Origin of the sequence: Arthrobacter sp. YD2, assembly GCF_030410475.1 — a bacterium.
Classification (GTDB): domain Bacteria; phylum Actinomycetota; class Actinomycetes; order Actinomycetales; family Micrococcaceae; genus Arthrobacter_B; species Arthrobacter_B zhangbolii.
Genome location: NZ_JAUHHB010000002.1, coordinates 97,838 through 111,290, shown reverse-complemented (window position 1 = coordinate 111,290; position 13,453 = coordinate 97,838). Strand labels below are relative to the sequence as shown.

The window sequence follows — 13,453 nt, the reverse complement described above, 5'->3', positions numbered from 1 at the left end:
GGTTCTTCCTTTTTGGGTTGGGACGGGTCGGACAACAAGGATGGGACGGGCTGAATCCCTAGCGTTTACCGCGGCGCCACCCGTCGGGTCCGGCACGGATTGCGAGGCCTTCCAGTTCCAGCCTGGCCAGCCCTGCACGCACTCCCGCCACCGGCAGCCCGGCCACCGAGGCGAGTTTGTCGATGGAGGTGTCGCTGCGTACGGGAAGGGCGTCCAGAAGGAGGAGATCTTCCACTGCCAAACCATCGTGGTCTGATCTCTTCTCCCGGGCCCGTCCGGCCGGCCCGTGCCCGGACTGCGATGCGGATTCCACAGCTTGGGCCACGTCGGGTACTTCCTGTGTCAGCGGCCCGGCCAGCTCGGCGACTTCCTGGGCATCAGTTACGCAGACGGCGCTGCCGTCACGCAGCAACCGGTGGCAGCCGGCGGAGTTGGCTGAGTACACCGATCCGGGAACCGCCCCGACCTCCCGTCCCAATCCTGCCGCGTGATGTGCGGTGTTCAGTGCCCCGGAACGCCACCGTGCCTCGACCACCACCGTCACCGCACTCAGTGCGGCGATGATGCGGTTCCGCTGCAGGAACCTCCACCGTGTCGGTGCTGACCCGGGCGGTACCTCCGACAGCAGCAGCCCGTGTTCCGCAATTGCACGGAGCAGGTCTTCGTTGCCCGCCGGATAGAACCGGTCCGCACCGCAGGCCATTACCGCGATGGTAGATATCCCGGAGCCGGCTGCCTCCGGAAGTGTTGCGGCGAGCGCAGCACGGTGTGCCTGGGCATCAATGCCGTAGGCGCCTCCTGAAACAACGGTGTATCCCCGGCTGGCCAAACCCGCCGAGAGATCCCCAGTGATGGACAGGCCGTAGCCCGTGGCGTCCCGGGATCCGACAAGAGCCACCGTACGTTTCATATCGGGGAGCCCGCCCGCCAGCTGTCCCCGGACCCACAGGCACAGCGGCATCCCGAGCTCCAGATGGGACAGCGCCTCAGGCCAACGCGGGTCCTCCGGGATGAGCAGCTCACCACCCAGCCGCCTGATGGTTTCCAGATCTCTGTCAGGAGCCAGATCAGCAACCCGCGGACGCCAGCGTTTCAGTCCCTCTGCGAGGGCGTATCCCTTTCCGGCCACGCCCACTGAGGTCAGGATGCCGGCGGTTTTGTGTATGAGCGCTGAGGAAACCTGCCGTCCCCCGGTGGCTATCTGCAACGCCTGCTCCGGTCCGGCTGCAGACACCAGGGCAAGACCCACCATGTCCGAAGGTTCGAACAATCTGGACAGTGCGGCGCGGGCACGGAGAAGGTCCTCACTCATGCCGCAGCCCCCTGGGTCCGGAAGCCCAACGCCTGACCGACGTCGTCGGCGTCCGGGGTGCCATGACCGGCGAGGTCTGCGATGGTCCAGGCGACGCGGAGTACACGGTCATAGCCGCGCGCCGTCAGCAGCTGCCGCTCCATGGCCCGGTCCAGGGCGGCCGTAGCTTTGGGTCGGGGACGCAGCGCGTCCCGGAGCAGCCCGCCGGGAACCTCGGCGTTCGTTTCGCAGTTCAACGGCCTCAGCCGTTCCTTTTGGAGGTGCCTGGCACTGTGTACCCGCTCCGCAACAGTTGAGCTTGTTTCCGGTGTCTCAGTGGAAAAGTAATCGCCCAGCGCAACCCTCCGCACGCTGAGCTGCAGGTCTACGCGGTCGAGCAGCGGACCGGAGAGGCGGCTAAAGTACCGTCGCCGCTGCTGCGGGGTGCAGGTACATTCGATGCCTTTCCCCGTCGCCAAACCACACGGGCAGGGATTCGCTGCCAGTATCAGCTGGAAACGGGCAGGGTATACGGCAGTGCCGGCGGCCCTGTGCAGCACGAGCTGCCCGCTTTCCAACGGCTGGCGCAATCCGTCCAATACCCGTCGCTCGTATTCAGGTGCCTCATCCAGGAAAAGCACACCCCTGTGGGCCCGGGACGCTGCGCCGGGGCGGGGAATGCCCGAACCGCCTCCAATCACTGCAGCAGTGGACGCCGTGTGATGCGGGCTTTGGAACGGCGGCCGACGCAGCAACTCACGGCACGGGCGTCCCTGCCAGGCCAGTGAATGAATTGCGGTCACTTCCATCGCCTGATCGTCGGGCAGGTCCGGGAGGATACCGGGCAGCCGCTCGGCCAGCATGGTTTTCCCCGCTCCCGGGGGGCCGGTCATCAGAAGATGGTGAGCGCCGGCGGCCGCAACCTCGATGGCGAACCGTGCCTCCTGTTGTCCGGACACATCGGAAAGATCCGGTACCGCTGGCACTCCCGGGTCCTCTTCCGCTTCGGCGCCGGCCCCGCCGGCAACCGGAGCGGGGAATACCAGCAGTTCCGGATCAGCTCCCAGGCCGGCAGCGACCTGTGCCAGGGAGGAGCAGCCCCGCACCCGGGCGGAGGGAACCAGTGCCGCTTCCGCTGCGTTCTCCTCGGCCACGACGAAATCCGTATACCCGGCGGCTACCGCCGCCATCACGGCCGGAAGGACGCCGCGGATCGGCCGCAATCTGCTGTCGAGTCCCAGTTCTGCAAGAAAAACGCACCTTCCGGGGCTGCGGAGCGCACCGCCGGCGCACAGTGCGGCCACGGCTATGGCCAGATCGAAACCTGATCCGTGTTTTGGGACGTCTGCGGGCATAAGGTTCACCGTGATACGGCGCCTGCTCAACGGCAATCCGGCATTCTTCGCTGCAGACTTCACCCGGTCGCGTGACTCGTTCAGCGACGCGTCCGGCAGGCCGAGCAGAATAAACGAAGGGAGGGACTGGCCGATGTCCGCCTCGACTTCCACCATCCTGCCCTGGAGACCCACGAGTCCCACGCCATAGGTGCGGCCCAGACTCATGACGCCACCGCTGCAGGGCTGACCGTACTACCGTGTATTCGGCGTTCCTGTGCATTCATGGCACCACCCTGCCCGGGGCTGCGGTGTCAGGGGATTCCTCTGCCGGTCGCTGTGCACAAGCGGTTATGCCTGAGGGAGAAGCTCAGCGGTGTGGAGGAAAGGTGTCAGGGCTGGAGGAACGCCGCACACTCCGGTGATACGTTTCGATCATCTCGACCACGGTGGTACTGCGGTGGTTGAAGAGCATCGGGGACCAGCTCAGGTCCCAGCCGGTGGTACTGCGGGTCCACTCCATGATCGCCACAGGATCCTGCCGGGGTACGGACCGGAGTGCTTTCTGACCCGGATGCCTGCCGGCCGGCAGGGCAAACCCTGCTGCCCTGCCTACCCTGGCGGCACCGCGCATGAGGCGTTGCTCCTGCGGACTCATCGTTTCCACGAGCTGTTTCTGGGATTTCACCCGGATACCGATGATCTTCGCTCCGTATGGACCGCCCGGTGTCCGGCCCACGCCGACAGCGTCGAGGTTAGCCCATGGGATAAACCCGGCAGACTGCACCCTGATCCCGGCCGGAGTAAGGGTCAGCACAGCGGGTTCCCTCAGCTTTTTCCAGACACAGAAGGCCCCGCCGGCGCCGAAAAAGACGCATCCAATGGCGCCGACCACTACGGCGCGGTGAAGCGGTTGCCCGCCGTGTCACTGTCCAGGAAGCTAGATCGTGCCGGTGCCGTGCAGCGGCGCGTCCCGGGCTCGCGGGAATCAGGAAATCCCCCTCAGGTGCTCGAGCACGGGCGAACCGGTGCCGTCATCCAGCACTGCCACCGCGTCGATCCGTCGATGCGCATAATATCTGTTATGCGCCCGCACCCACGCTGCACCCAGATGGTGCAGGCGTGCCAGTTTGGCGGGGCTGATGGCTTCAAAGGGGTGGCCGAAGTTCAGGGACGAGCGCGTCTTGACCTCCACTATCACCAGGGTTGCTCCGTCCACCGCCACCAGATCTATCTCCCCGTCCGGGCAGCGCCAGTTCCGGTCAATCACACACAGCCCTGACTCAGTCAGATACTGTGCCGCGAGTTCTTCGCCGCGGCTGCCGAGTATGTCTTTGGCTCTCATGTCATCACGCTTGCGGCTAACGAACCGGCCAGCAGGCGTGGAGCCCGGGCATGTGGAGAGCACCGGGTGCGCGACACTTCAAGGGGTCCTGTGGAGGCACCGCGAACCGCTTACACGGGGAACCAGCCGTCACCGTTCGGGGAACGGCGCCAATACTGCCGTGGTTCGCCGGTTTCGCGTACCACGTCGGTAAGCCAGATGGTCCGGTCCGGGTCCCAGCCTGCAATCACGGATCCGGTCCTCTCGTCCACGGCCAGCGCCCTACCGGCGCAGCTGAGATACCCCGGCACCGTCAAGTGGACGGCGTCCCACTCCCCTGCCACGAGTTCCCAGTCCGGAATAACCCAGCGGCCCTCACGTCCGGTGGTGCGCAGCCAGACCCAGCGCCGGGAAGCGGACACTTCCAGCGGGAACCGGCGGCACAGCAGAACCCAGTCCTCCTCGCTGCGGATTTCAAACGTCCTGCCTGCCCCGTCGACCGGAATAGTGGTCGCGCGCTCCCAGCCCGGATAGTCCTCCACCAGGTTCAGCCCCGCCGGAATACGGCCGACTGTGCCGGTGAGGCCAAGCGGAATGGACCACCAGTCCCCCGTCCATTCCGGCCCGCGCCGACTTTCCCGCCACGTCAGCTCATCGGCACGTATGGCGCGGCCCCACTTGGCCAGGGTCTTTTCCGGGTCCCTGCCCAGCGGTGCCGGATCATCCGGTCCCCGCCAGTCGATGGCCCACTGCCGCTGCATCCGCGAATCCGCCCGAAGCACCTCCATGACCACCGCCCGTTCTGCGACGCGCTGCAAAGCCCGGCGGATAGCCGGTATGGCAGCAAGCACATCCTCCCCGTCAGGTTCCTGCCAGTATCGGGCGCTCATCACCGACCGTTGCAGTGCATCGAGGATAAGGTCCTCGGTCAGGTCCGGTACGTCCATGGAGCCAAGCAGAGCTGCGAGTGCGTCCGCTGACGCTGCCGGGCGGGAACCGGCGTCCTTCGACAGATCGCCGAACATCACCACGGAAGTGCCCCGGCCGGGGTCGAGTTCGTAGCCCAGCTGGAACACTGCGTTCCGGACATCGGGATCCAGTTCCGCCGCCACCTCCAGACACAGGCGGCGGCCCCGCGGTCCGGCGAGCAACACATCGGCATTGAAAGTCATGCCCCATCCTCACACGGGCCGATTCATCAGCACACGGGCCCGGGCCACATCGTCCAGGCATCAACAGCCGAGAGATTAGCCCTCCAGCGAGCCGGGCAACAGCGTTATTTCCGCCCAAAACTACTTGCTTTTATCTGAAAGCTACTCGGTTTCGAGTATCTTGCGCTGATCTTGCGGGCTCCCTGTGTTAATCCCCGAATACTGCGAAAGGCGCGTCACGCTGTGGCCGCAAAAGCGCCGACTTCCAAACCACGAGAAGGAAACCATGCACATCCGCAAGACGCACCGAACCGCTTTCGTAACGGGGATAGCAGTGCTCGCCGGCTTATCTGTGGCCACCGGAGCCCCCGCACTGGCTACCGGAACGGGGCAGCCGAATGAACATCCCACCGCTGGCACATCGACGCCGGCCCAGGACCCGTCACCGGGTACACCGTTTCAGGAAACGGGTATCTACCTGTACGAAAAGAAAGATAAGGACCAGCCCGCCGCCTGGGAGAATTCGGGACCGCAGACCCTCCTGGACACACAGGTGGGGCACCGCTGGTTTACCGACATCACGGCTCTCCTTCCCGTGGAGGTCTGCGGGGACGGGTGGGCGGTGCAGCAGGACCAGCTGGAGTCGCCGGGAGCCATTGCATGGCCGGACACGATCACTTACCCCGAGGGGTTCCCGGGCAACGTGACACTGGTGGAGGCCAAGCACCAGGAGCTCGCGGACGTGGCCCTGGTACCGGCCTGCGGGCCAACCGAGCAGCCCTCACCGTCGCCGTCAACTCCCTCCGACAAGCCCAGCGAGCCGAGCAAGCCCGGCGAGCCCGGCGAGCCGCCAACCGGGACGCCCACGCCGACAGGCTCTGCCACCCCGACGCCGACCGGCACTGCGCCCGCCCCCAAGGGCACGGCTACCCCGACACCGACCGGGTCGCCGACAACCAACCCGGCCGCACCTCCTGCCACGAAAACCCCCGCAGGCGCCAGCACCCCGGATCCCGGAACAACTGAACCCGGATCCTCAGGTCCCGGATCATCCGGCCCTGCAGGGACCGACACATCGGCAACCGACCCGGCACTGGCCGCCACGGGTGCGGACGGACTGTTCCCGGCACTGGCAGGAGCCGGGATCCTGGGCCTCGGCACGGCCGTTGTGCTCCTGACCCGCCGCCGCGGCAACCACAGCTAGCCCGCTGCCCGGTATCAGCCGGCGCCTCACGGTGTACCCCGGCCTGCTCAGCGCCCGGGGTACACCACAGGCATGGGAATCAGCGTCACACGCCCCAGCTCCAGGCCCGGCGGCGGCCCGGTATAACCTCTGACCAATGTGATGTGCGGCCGGAGGGTTCGGGCAAACATAAAATTCGGGTCACCGGCCATGAACGACGCCGTACCCGCAATTCCGCAGGCGGCCAGGAACCCCTCCAGCTCTTCCAACAGTCCTGCATGCAGCGCGGATAGCTCCGGAGTGGGCGCATACTCCACCGCGAGGGTGCGTCCGTGGGCACCGAACCCGGCGGCCCGCACCGGCTGCAAATGGAACGCTGTTGCGGGCAGGAGCGACTCTGTCCGCTCGATATAACCTTCCAGCAGCCGGGCATAATCCGGCAGCGAGATACCCGTGGCAGCAGTGATGACCCGGTACACATCCAGCACTTTGCCGAAGTGGATGAGCGTCAGGTGCAGTTGCCGCGACGGGACCGGACGGACGCCGCGAGGCGCCGCGGCGGCGACCGCCTGTTGGAGGGCCAGCAAATGGGCCAGCGACCCGCCGTCGGGCCGCATTTGGGCATACAACCGCCGGTTCGCGTCGAAACCTGTACCGGATCCAGGCATGCCGGCAGTATGCCCCCGGGCTAGAGTTCGTCCGCCTTGGGCAGCGTGAGGTCGTCGTTGCGGGTCAGTTCCTCGACGTTGACGTCCTTGAAGGTAATCACGCGCACGCTTTTGACGAAGCGGGCGGAACGGTAGACATCCCAGACCCAGGCGTCCTGCAGGGTGAGGTCGAAGTAGATCTCACCGTCGGCGGAACGGGCCTGGAGGTCAACATGGTTGGCCAGGTAGAACCGGCGCTCGGTTTCCACCACGTAGCTGAACAGGCCTACAACGTCCCGGTACTCCCGGTAGAGCTGAAGCTCCATGTCCGTTTCATAGTTCTCGAGATCTTCGGCGCTCATGGTCCTATCATCCCCCCAACTGGGCTTAGGTCGTTCCCGGATTCCAACGCGCCTGGCCGTTCCCTGGAGCCAAGGCGCCAGGACATCCGGTGCAGCGGCGTCGGTCCGTGGACATCTATGGCCGCACGATGCGAGCCGGTGGCGTAGCCCTTGTTGATCTCCCACGAGTAGTGCGGGTGGGCAGCGGCAAACTCTACCATCATGGCGTCGCGCTCCACTTTCGCCAGAACACTGGCGGCGGCCACGCTCAGGCACTGCATGTCCGCCTTGATCCGGGTATGCACCTCGGCCGTACAGCCGCCGTCGTCCGCCCCGGAAGCATCCGCGCCGTCGAGCTCGTCGAAGAGACTTCCCTGGCGCTCCGGGGAGAGCCAGTTGAAGTTGCCGTCCAGGAGCACGACGTCGGGGCGCAGGGTCAGGCACACCTGGTCCCAGGCGCGTGTCCCGGCCAGGCGCAGTGCAGCGGTGAGTCCGTGAAGATCGATTTCGGCGGCACTGGCGTGGCCGACGCCCCAGGCGAGGGCCCATTTCTTGATTTTGGGGACCAGTGCATTCCGGTCAGCGACGGACAACAGTTTGCTGTCCCGCACGCCTTTGAGCGAACGCACCGTGGCCAGGTCCACGGCCACCAGCCCTACGGAGACCGGCCCGGCAAGTGCTCCGCGGCCCACTTCGTCGCAGCCGGCGAGGATACGGTGCCCGCGGGCGGCGAAGGTGCGTTCATAGCGCAGGGTCGGCGCCTTGGACGCCGGCGGGCGCGCAGCAGTCCGCGCTGCTGCCGGGCTGGTCGCCGGGACGGTTTCCGTGCTCATTGACCACTGTTTTCGGTCGGGGCGGGTATGTCCTTGAAAACCTCTTCGTAACTGCTGACGCCGCCGATGCGGTTCAGCGGCCAGGCAGTCACAACGGCTTTGCCTTCAATGTCGTCCACGTCGACGAAACCGCCGCCTTCACCGTTCTGGTGTTCCCGGGAATCGGCGGAGGCGTTGCGGTGATCCCCCATCACCCAGACCTTCCCTTCCGGCACCACTACGTCAAAGGGGATGTCCGAAGGCGCGGCACCGGGATACAGGTAGGGCTCGTCCAGCGGTTCGCCGTTGACCGTGATCCTGCCATCGGCATCGCAGCAGACAACGTGGTCCCCTTCGGTGCCGATGACACGCTTGACCAGGTGCTGCTGTGATTCATCGGGCAGCAGTCCCACAAAGGTGAGGGCATCACGGACCGGGTTCGATTCCTTGGCGACGGTCTCGGGCAGCCAGCCCTTGGTGTCCTTGAACACCACAACATCGCCGCGGTTCAGGTCGATCGGTTCCGGGACCAGAAGGTTCACGAAAATCCGGTCGTTGATCTCGAGCGTCTCCTCCATGGACCCTGACGGGATGTAAAAGGCCCGGAAAAGGAAGGTTTTGATAAGGAAGGACAGCAGCAGGGCGATGACCACAATCGTGAGGACTTCGCGCAACCAGGCTCCGAGGCCGCGCTTCCTGTCCTTGGGCGCCTTATGTGCTGCGTGATCCCGCTGTTCCCCGGAGCCGGGTGTCCCGTCCTGGGACTGGTCCGGATTCTGCGACATTGCGTTTCCTCTTATTTCTCCGTGTTCCACTCGGCTCCTAAGGATAGCCGGTCAATATTGGTACTGCGTTCGAGCGGCCAGAGAATCTTCCGGGCTTCGCCGATCACCCTCTCCGTGGAGATCAGGCCGCCGCCCGGGGCTCCCAGCAGGGAGCGTGAATCAGCGGACTCGGACCGGTGGTCGCCCATCAGCCACAGCCGCCCCTCCGGTACCGTCACGTCGAACCCGTGGTCGCTGGCTGCATCTCCCTCATAAACGTACGGTTCATCCAGCGGAGTTCCGTTAACCGTGATTCTTGGATCGTCGTCGGAGCAGCAGCTGACCCGGTCCCCGGCAACTCCGATGACGCGTTTCACATAGACCGTGTCGCTGCCGGCCAGTCCGAGCCAGCGTCCTACGGTGACCGCAGCGTCGGCCAGGGCCGGGCGACCGCTGTGCAAGGGGGCCAGGGAGCCGCGGCCGTCAAAAACCACCACGTCGCCGCGGCGGATGTCCTCGGAGGAGTACGCCGTACGCGACACCAGCACCCGGTCTCCGGGTTCCAGCAGCGGCTGCATGGAGTTGGAGGGAATGTAGAAGACGTCGAAGAAGAAAGCCCGGACGACGGCGGCGAGGATCACTGCGGCGGCGAGAGCACATAGCACAAAACGCCAGCCCACAAACCGGGGCCGGCGTTTCGTGTGCTTCGCGGAGGGTTCCCCGGAGGCGGATGCTGCAGACAAGTAAGTTACTTGGCGGGACGGAAGTCGCGCTTTTCCTTGATCTTGGCTGCCTTGCCGCGCAGATCGCGCATGTAGTACAGCTTGGCGCGACGCACGTCACCCTTGGAGACAACCTCGATCTTGTCGATGACCGGGGAGTGTACCGGGAAGGTACGCTCAACGCCGACACCGAAGGAGACCTTGCGGACCGTGAAGGTCGCGCGGAGGCCATCACCCTGGCGCTTGAGCACGAAGCCCTGGAAGACCTGAACACGGGTGTTCTTGCCTTCGATGATGTTTACGTGAACCTTGACGGTGTCACCGGCGCGGAACTCGGGGATGTCCGTACGCAGGGAAGCTGCGTCAACAGAATCTAGGATGTGCATTGTTTATCACTCCTGGTGAACGCCACAGGTCATCCACTTTGGTAACGGCAGCAAGAATGCGGCCCGGACGGGCGGCACGGATGCTGTCGAAGTTAGAAAGACCGGCTGGACCCGAGGATGGGTTGCCGGTGTGTCATGGCTGTTGGCCGCGCTCCCCCTGTGGCAGGTACGGGCCCAGATGACACAGTGTCTTATTTTGCCACATCGGCATCCCCGGCACCAATCACCGGTACCGGGTTCAGGCGCCGCGGCTGATCCTGCCGTCACGGACCTCGTAGCCGAGCGAAGCCAGCGTGGCACGGTCGGCTTTATCCAGGCTCGCGGCGTCGAACTTTTCGATCAGGTCGGGACGCCGCGCAGCGGTGCGCCGCAGCTGCTCATCCCGGCGGAAACGGGCAATCTTCGCGTGGTTGCCACTGAGCAGAACCTCGGGCACCGGACGCTCGCGCCAGGCGGAGGGCTTGGTGTAGACGGGGTATTCAAGCAGTCCGTCGGAATGGGATTCCTCCACCAGGGATTCCGGATTGCCTACGACGCCGGGCACGAGGCGGCCCACGGCCTCCACCATCGCCAGCACGGCCACTTCCCCGCCGTTGAGCACATAGTCACCCAGGCTGACCGGCCGGACGTCGAAACGCTCGCCGGCCCATTCCAGCACCCGCTCGTCGATGCCTTCGTAACGTCCGCAGGCGAAGACCAGGTGCTTTTCCTCGGCCAGCTCGTACGCCATGGCCTGCGTGAAAACGGCTCCGGCGGGTGAGGGAACAATCAGCACGGGACGGTTTTCCCCCTCACCGGCCACGGACTCAAGTGCCTGTGCCCACGGCTCGGGCTTCATCACCATGCCGGCGCCGCCACCGTACGGGGTGTCATCCACGGTCCGGTGACGGTCGGTGGTGAAGTCGCGCAGATCGTGCACGGCCAGATCCAGCAGTCCGTCCTGACGGGCCTTGCCGATCAGGGACAGCTCCAGGGCTGCCAGGTACTCGGGGAAAATGCTGACAACGTCGATGCGCACTTACTGTCCGGCTTCCTTCGGATCGGCCTTCTTCTCTTCAGGCTTCTTCTCTTCGGAGGTGTTCAGCTCGAAGAGCCCCTCCGGCGGCGTCAGCAGCACGTATCCGCCATCCACGTTGACCTCGGGAACGATTGCCTCGACAAACGGCACCAGGATTTCCTCTCCACCGGTGCCCTCGACCACCAGCAGGTCCTGCACCGTCAGGGTGCGCAGCCCGCTGACGGTGCCCACGACGTCGTCCCCCACGCGCGCCTGCAGGCCCACCAGCTCGTGTTCGTACCAGCCCTCGTCGTCACCGTCCTCATCCACCGTTTCGGTGTCAATGAACAGCTTGGCTCCGCGGAGCTCCTCGGCACCGTTACGGTCCGCGACCTCCTCGAACCCGAGCAGCAGGATGTCCTTGTTCCAGCGTGCGCTGAGGACGGTCAGCGGCCCTTTGGAGGCCGGTTCCACCGTGAGTTCGGTGCCCGGGACAAAGCGGTCCCCGGGGGCGTCGGTCAGGACCTGGACGGTCACTTCGCCACGAATGCCGTGCGGCTTACCGATACGTGCCACCTGCAACTGCATGGTTTCTCCTCTGTCAGGGATAGGGTGCCGGCGGGAGCCCGCCTCACAAAAAATCCGGCCCCTGCACCATTATCTGGTGTCGGGGCCGGATCCTGTGTACTGCTTTTACTGCTGGTACTGCAAGGAAGAACTGTTCGCTTCCGCAGCGCCGGTGATCATCAGCGGCGCCGGTCGGTATCCACAACGTCAACCCGGACCTGCTCACCGTTGGCCAGGGCGGCGATGACCGTGCGCAGTGCGCGGGCCGTCCGTCCCTGCCGGCCGATGACCCGGCCCAGATCGTCCTGGTGAACCCGAACCTCGAGGGTTTCCCCCCGGCGGTTGCTCTTGGCGGAAACCTTGACGTCCTCAGGACTGTCAACGATGCCGCGCACGAGGTGCTCCAGTGCTTCAGCGAGCAAGTTACTCAGCCTCAGCCTCGGCGGGAGCCTCGGGGGCTTCCTCCTTCTTGGCCTTGGGAGTGATGGCCTCGGGGACAATCACTGACTTCTTTTCGGGAGCCACGAAGGGCTCCTTCGGGGCCTTGGTACGCAGGGTACCTTCCTGGCCTTCGATGTTCTTGAACTTCTGCCAGTCACCGGTGATCTTCAGCAGTGCTGCGACCTGCTCGGTGGGCTGGGCGCCGACGCCGAGCCAGTACTGGGCGCGGTCGGACTTGATGTCGATGTACGACGGCTCTTCGGTCGGACGGTACAGTCCGATTTCCTCGATGGCACGGCCATCGCGCTTGGCACGGGAATCCATGACAACAACGCGGTAGTGTGCTGAGAACTTCTTGCCGAGGCGCTTAAGGCGAATCTTTACGGCCACTTTTGTGGTCACTCCTGATCTGAAATGGGGCGAACCCGTACTTCTGCTCCCGTGGGGCGGGCCATAACGTTGGGGTTCAAAAGGACAAGATGCATGCACGGAGAGAGGGGCCGCGCAGATCGAGTACCTGACCATTGTGCCAGATGACTCCGCCTTTTGCGACTTGCCGACCCGCCGGGCCGGCAGGTATCTCCCGCGGGGACCGGATCAGCGCACTGCAACCCGCAGGCGGTTGCGCCAGGGATCCTCAAACACGAGCTCCGCACCCGTGTGGTGACTGGATACGCCGGCAACCTTCAGCCGGTCCGCCAGCGCCGCGACGTCGTCGGCCGAGGGTACGCCGATGAGCACCTCGCCCAAGCCCAGGGTGTCCCGCCGGGGGCCCGCTCCGCGACTGTTCCACACATTCATGGCCATGTGATGGTGATAGCCGCCGGCGGAGACAAACAGTGCCTGGCCGTGGAAACCCGCTGTGCGCTCGAAGCCCAGCGTCTCCACATAAAACGCCTGGGCTGTCGCCGTATCCCCCACCTGCAGATGCACGTGTCCGACGCCGGCGGCCGTTGCGCTGAGCCGGTCCGGTTCCGCTTCGGCCAGGTGGTCCCGGAGATAGGCCTGCGGGGACAGGGCGAGGGAAGCCATCTTCACCTCGCGGCCGGCGGCAGTGGTAGTCCACTCCCAGTCCCCGCGGGGCTTGTCGTAGTACAGCTCGATGCCGTTGCCCTCGGGGTCGGTGAAGTAGAACGCCTCGCTGACAAGATGGTCGGCGGATCCGACAAAGGCCGCGGGATCATACCGGGCGGCAGAGGCAACCGTAGCGGCCAGGGATGCCTGGTCCTCAAACAGAATGGCGGTATGGAACAGTCCGGCTTCGCCCCGCGAGGCAACCTGCAGACCGGGGGCCGGGGCCAGATGCACCAGCGGGACGGCGCCCCTGCCCAGATACAGGCCGCCGTCAGCTTCGGCGACCACCTCCAGACCCAGGGCGCCGCGATAATAGGCGGACACCTTGGCCATGTCCCCGACCTTGAGCATTACCGTCCCCATGGACAGGTCGGACGGCAGCAGGTCACTTACTTGAAGGTTCATGTAAACAGCTTACT

At 65.2% G+C, this 13,453-nt stretch carries 17 protein-coding genes; 1 reads left to right on the top strand and 16 read right to left on the bottom strand.

Features of this window, described 5'->3' with window-relative positions; genetic code table 11:
* Positions 1-58: 58 nt before the first annotated feature.
* The 5 genes from dprA to QWJ37_RS07040 all read right to left on the bottom strand — a co-directional run bounded on the left by dprA (position 59) and on the right by QWJ37_RS07040 (position 5,121).
* A complete protein-coding gene (gene dprA, locus QWJ37_RS07060; protein ID WP_227901497.1) occupies positions 59-1,312 on the bottom strand; it encodes a DNA-processing protein DprA in 1,254 nt (417 codons plus the stop codon).
* Entirely contained in the window at positions 1,309-2,853 is a 1,545-nt protein-coding gene (locus QWJ37_RS07055; RefSeq protein ID WP_290244907.1) for a YifB family Mg chelatase-like AAA ATPase, read from the bottom strand. The genes dprA and QWJ37_RS07055 overlap by 4 nt, the downstream gene beginning before the upstream one ends.
* A gap of 142 nt (positions 2,854-2,995) precedes the next feature.
* Positions 2,996-3,442, bottom strand: coding sequence for a hypothetical protein (locus QWJ37_RS07050; protein ID WP_290244906.1), 447 nt, complete (start codon positions 3,440-3,442; stop codon positions 2,996-2,998).
* Positions 3,443-3,613: 171 nt separating this feature from the next.
* The gene (locus QWJ37_RS07045) at positions 3,614-3,970 is read right to left on the bottom strand and encodes a YraN family protein (protein WP_290244905.1); all 357 of its coding nucleotides are present in this window, start codon (positions 3,968-3,970) and stop codon (positions 3,614-3,616) included.
* A gap of 110 nt (positions 3,971-4,080) precedes the next feature.
* The gene (locus QWJ37_RS07040; protein WP_290244904.1) at positions 4,081-5,121 is read right to left on the bottom strand and encodes a hypothetical protein; all 1,041 of its coding nucleotides are present in this window, start codon (positions 5,119-5,121) and stop codon (positions 4,081-4,083) included.
* A 265-nt stretch (positions 5,122-5,386) separates the two neighbouring features.
* Here QWJ37_RS07040 and QWJ37_RS07035 point away from each other — a divergent pair, with 265 nt between their 5' ends.
* The gene (locus tag QWJ37_RS07035; RefSeq protein WP_290244903.1) at positions 5,387-6,304 is read left to right on the top strand and encodes a hypothetical protein; all 918 of its coding nucleotides are present in this window, start codon (positions 5,387-5,389) and stop codon (positions 6,302-6,304) included.
* Between the two features lie 47 nt (positions 6,305-6,351).
* On the opposite strand, the gene QWJ37_RS07030 is transcribed toward QWJ37_RS07035, so the two are convergent.
* The 11 genes from QWJ37_RS07030 to QWJ37_RS06980 all read right to left on the bottom strand — a co-directional run bounded on the left by QWJ37_RS07030 (position 6,352) and on the right by QWJ37_RS06980 (position 13,439).
* Entirely contained in the window at positions 6,352-6,951 is a 600-nt protein-coding gene (locus QWJ37_RS07030; RefSeq protein ID WP_290244902.1) for a hypothetical protein, read from the bottom strand.
* Between the two features lie 20 nt (positions 6,952-6,971).
* A complete protein-coding gene (locus QWJ37_RS07025) occupies positions 6,972-7,292 on the bottom strand; it encodes a DUF2469 domain-containing protein (RefSeq protein WP_227901490.1) in 321 nt (106 codons plus the stop codon).
* Positions 7,289-8,104 carry a ribonuclease HII gene (locus tag QWJ37_RS07020; RefSeq protein ID WP_290244901.1) on the bottom strand — a complete coding sequence of 272 codons (816 nt, stop codon included), beginning with the start codon at positions 8,102-8,104 and terminating at the stop codon, positions 7,289-7,291. Before QWJ37_RS07020 ends, QWJ37_RS07025 begins: the two co-directional genes overlap by 4 nt.
* Entirely contained in the window at positions 8,101-8,868 is a 768-nt protein-coding gene (lepB, locus tag QWJ37_RS07015; RefSeq protein WP_290244900.1) for a signal peptidase I, read from the bottom strand. The genes QWJ37_RS07020 and lepB (QWJ37_RS07015) overlap by 4 nt, the downstream gene beginning before the upstream one ends.
* An 11-nt stretch (positions 8,869-8,879) precedes the next feature.
* Entirely contained in the window at positions 8,880-9,590 is a 711-nt protein-coding gene (lepB, locus tag QWJ37_RS07010) for a signal peptidase I (protein ID WP_290244899.1), read from the bottom strand.
* Positions 9,591-9,595: 5 nt separating this feature from the next.
* Complete coding sequence (gene rplS, locus QWJ37_RS07005; RefSeq protein WP_227901486.1) at positions 9,596-9,955, bottom strand: 50S ribosomal protein L19; 360 nt, start codon at positions 9,953-9,955, stop codon at positions 9,596-9,598.
* A 238-nt stretch (positions 9,956-10,193) separates the two neighbouring features.
* Entirely contained in the window at positions 10,194-10,973 is a 780-nt protein-coding gene (gene trmD, locus QWJ37_RS07000) for a tRNA (guanosine(37)-N1)-methyltransferase TrmD (protein ID WP_227901485.1), read from the bottom strand.
* Positions 10,974-11,540, bottom strand: coding sequence for a ribosome maturation factor RimM (rimM, locus tag QWJ37_RS06995; RefSeq protein ID WP_227901484.1), 567 nt, complete (start codon positions 11,538-11,540; stop codon positions 10,974-10,976).
* 158 nt (positions 11,541-11,698) lie between these two features.
* On the bottom strand, positions 11,699-11,941 hold the full coding sequence (locus QWJ37_RS06990; RefSeq protein ID WP_146364407.1) for an RNA-binding protein: 243 nt from the start codon (positions 11,939-11,941) through the stop codon (positions 11,699-11,701).
* A 1-nt stretch (position 11,942) separates the two neighbouring features.
* Entirely contained in the window at positions 11,943-12,350 is a 408-nt protein-coding gene (rpsP, locus tag QWJ37_RS06985; protein ID WP_227901483.1) for a 30S ribosomal protein S16, read from the bottom strand.
* A 207-nt stretch (positions 12,351-12,557) separates the two neighbouring features.
* Complete coding sequence (locus QWJ37_RS06980; protein ID WP_227901482.1) at positions 12,558-13,439, bottom strand: VOC family protein; 882 nt, start codon at positions 13,437-13,439, stop codon at positions 12,558-12,560.
* Positions 13,440-13,453 lie beyond the last annotated feature (14 nt).

Excerpts from the sequence above, each read along its gene's own strand:
- QWJ37_RS07035 (WP_290244903.1), top strand. The coding sequence starts at position 5,387 with ATGCACATCCGCAAGACGCACCGAACCGCTTTCGTAACGGGGATAGCA.
- QWJ37_RS07030 (WP_290244902.1), bottom strand. The coding sequence starts at position 6,951 with ATGCCTGGATCCGGTACAGGTTTCGACGCGAACCGGCGGTTGTATGCC.
- QWJ37_RS07055 (WP_290244907.1), bottom strand. The coding sequence starts at position 2,853 with ATGAGTCTGGGCCGCACCTATGGCGTGGGACTCGTGGGTCTCCAGGGC.
- QWJ37_RS06980 (WP_227901482.1), bottom strand. The coding sequence starts at position 13,439 with ATGAACCTTCAAGTAAGTGACCTGCTGCCGTCCGACCTGTCCATGGGG.
- rplS (WP_227901486.1), bottom strand. The coding sequence starts at position 9,955 with ATGCACATCCTAGATTCTGTTGACGCAGCTTCCCTGCGTACGGACATC.
- QWJ37_RS07040 (WP_290244904.1), bottom strand. The coding sequence starts at position 5,121 with ATGACTTTCAATGCCGATGTGTTGCTCGCCGGACCGCGGGGCCGCCGC.
- QWJ37_RS07020 (WP_290244901.1), bottom strand. The coding sequence starts at position 8,104 with ATGAGCACGGAAACCGTCCCGGCGACCAGCCCGGCAGCAGCGCGGACT.
- QWJ37_RS07025 (WP_227901490.1), bottom strand. The coding sequence starts at position 7,292 with ATGAGCGCCGAAGATCTCGAGAACTATGAAACGGACATGGAGCTTCAG.
- QWJ37_RS07045 (WP_290244905.1), bottom strand. The coding sequence starts at position 3,970 with ATGAGAGCCAAAGACATACTCGGCAGCCGCGGCGAAGAACTCGCGGCA.
- rimM (WP_227901484.1), bottom strand. The coding sequence starts at position 11,540 with ATGCAGTTGCAGGTGGCACGTATCGGTAAGCCGCACGGCATTCGTGGC.
- lepB (WP_290244900.1), bottom strand. The coding sequence starts at position 8,868 with ATGTCGCAGAATCCGGACCAGTCCCAGGACGGGACACCCGGCTCCGGG.
- dprA (WP_227901497.1), bottom strand. The coding sequence starts at position 1,312 with ATGAGTGAGGACCTTCTCCGTGCCCGCGCCGCACTGTCCAGATTGTTC.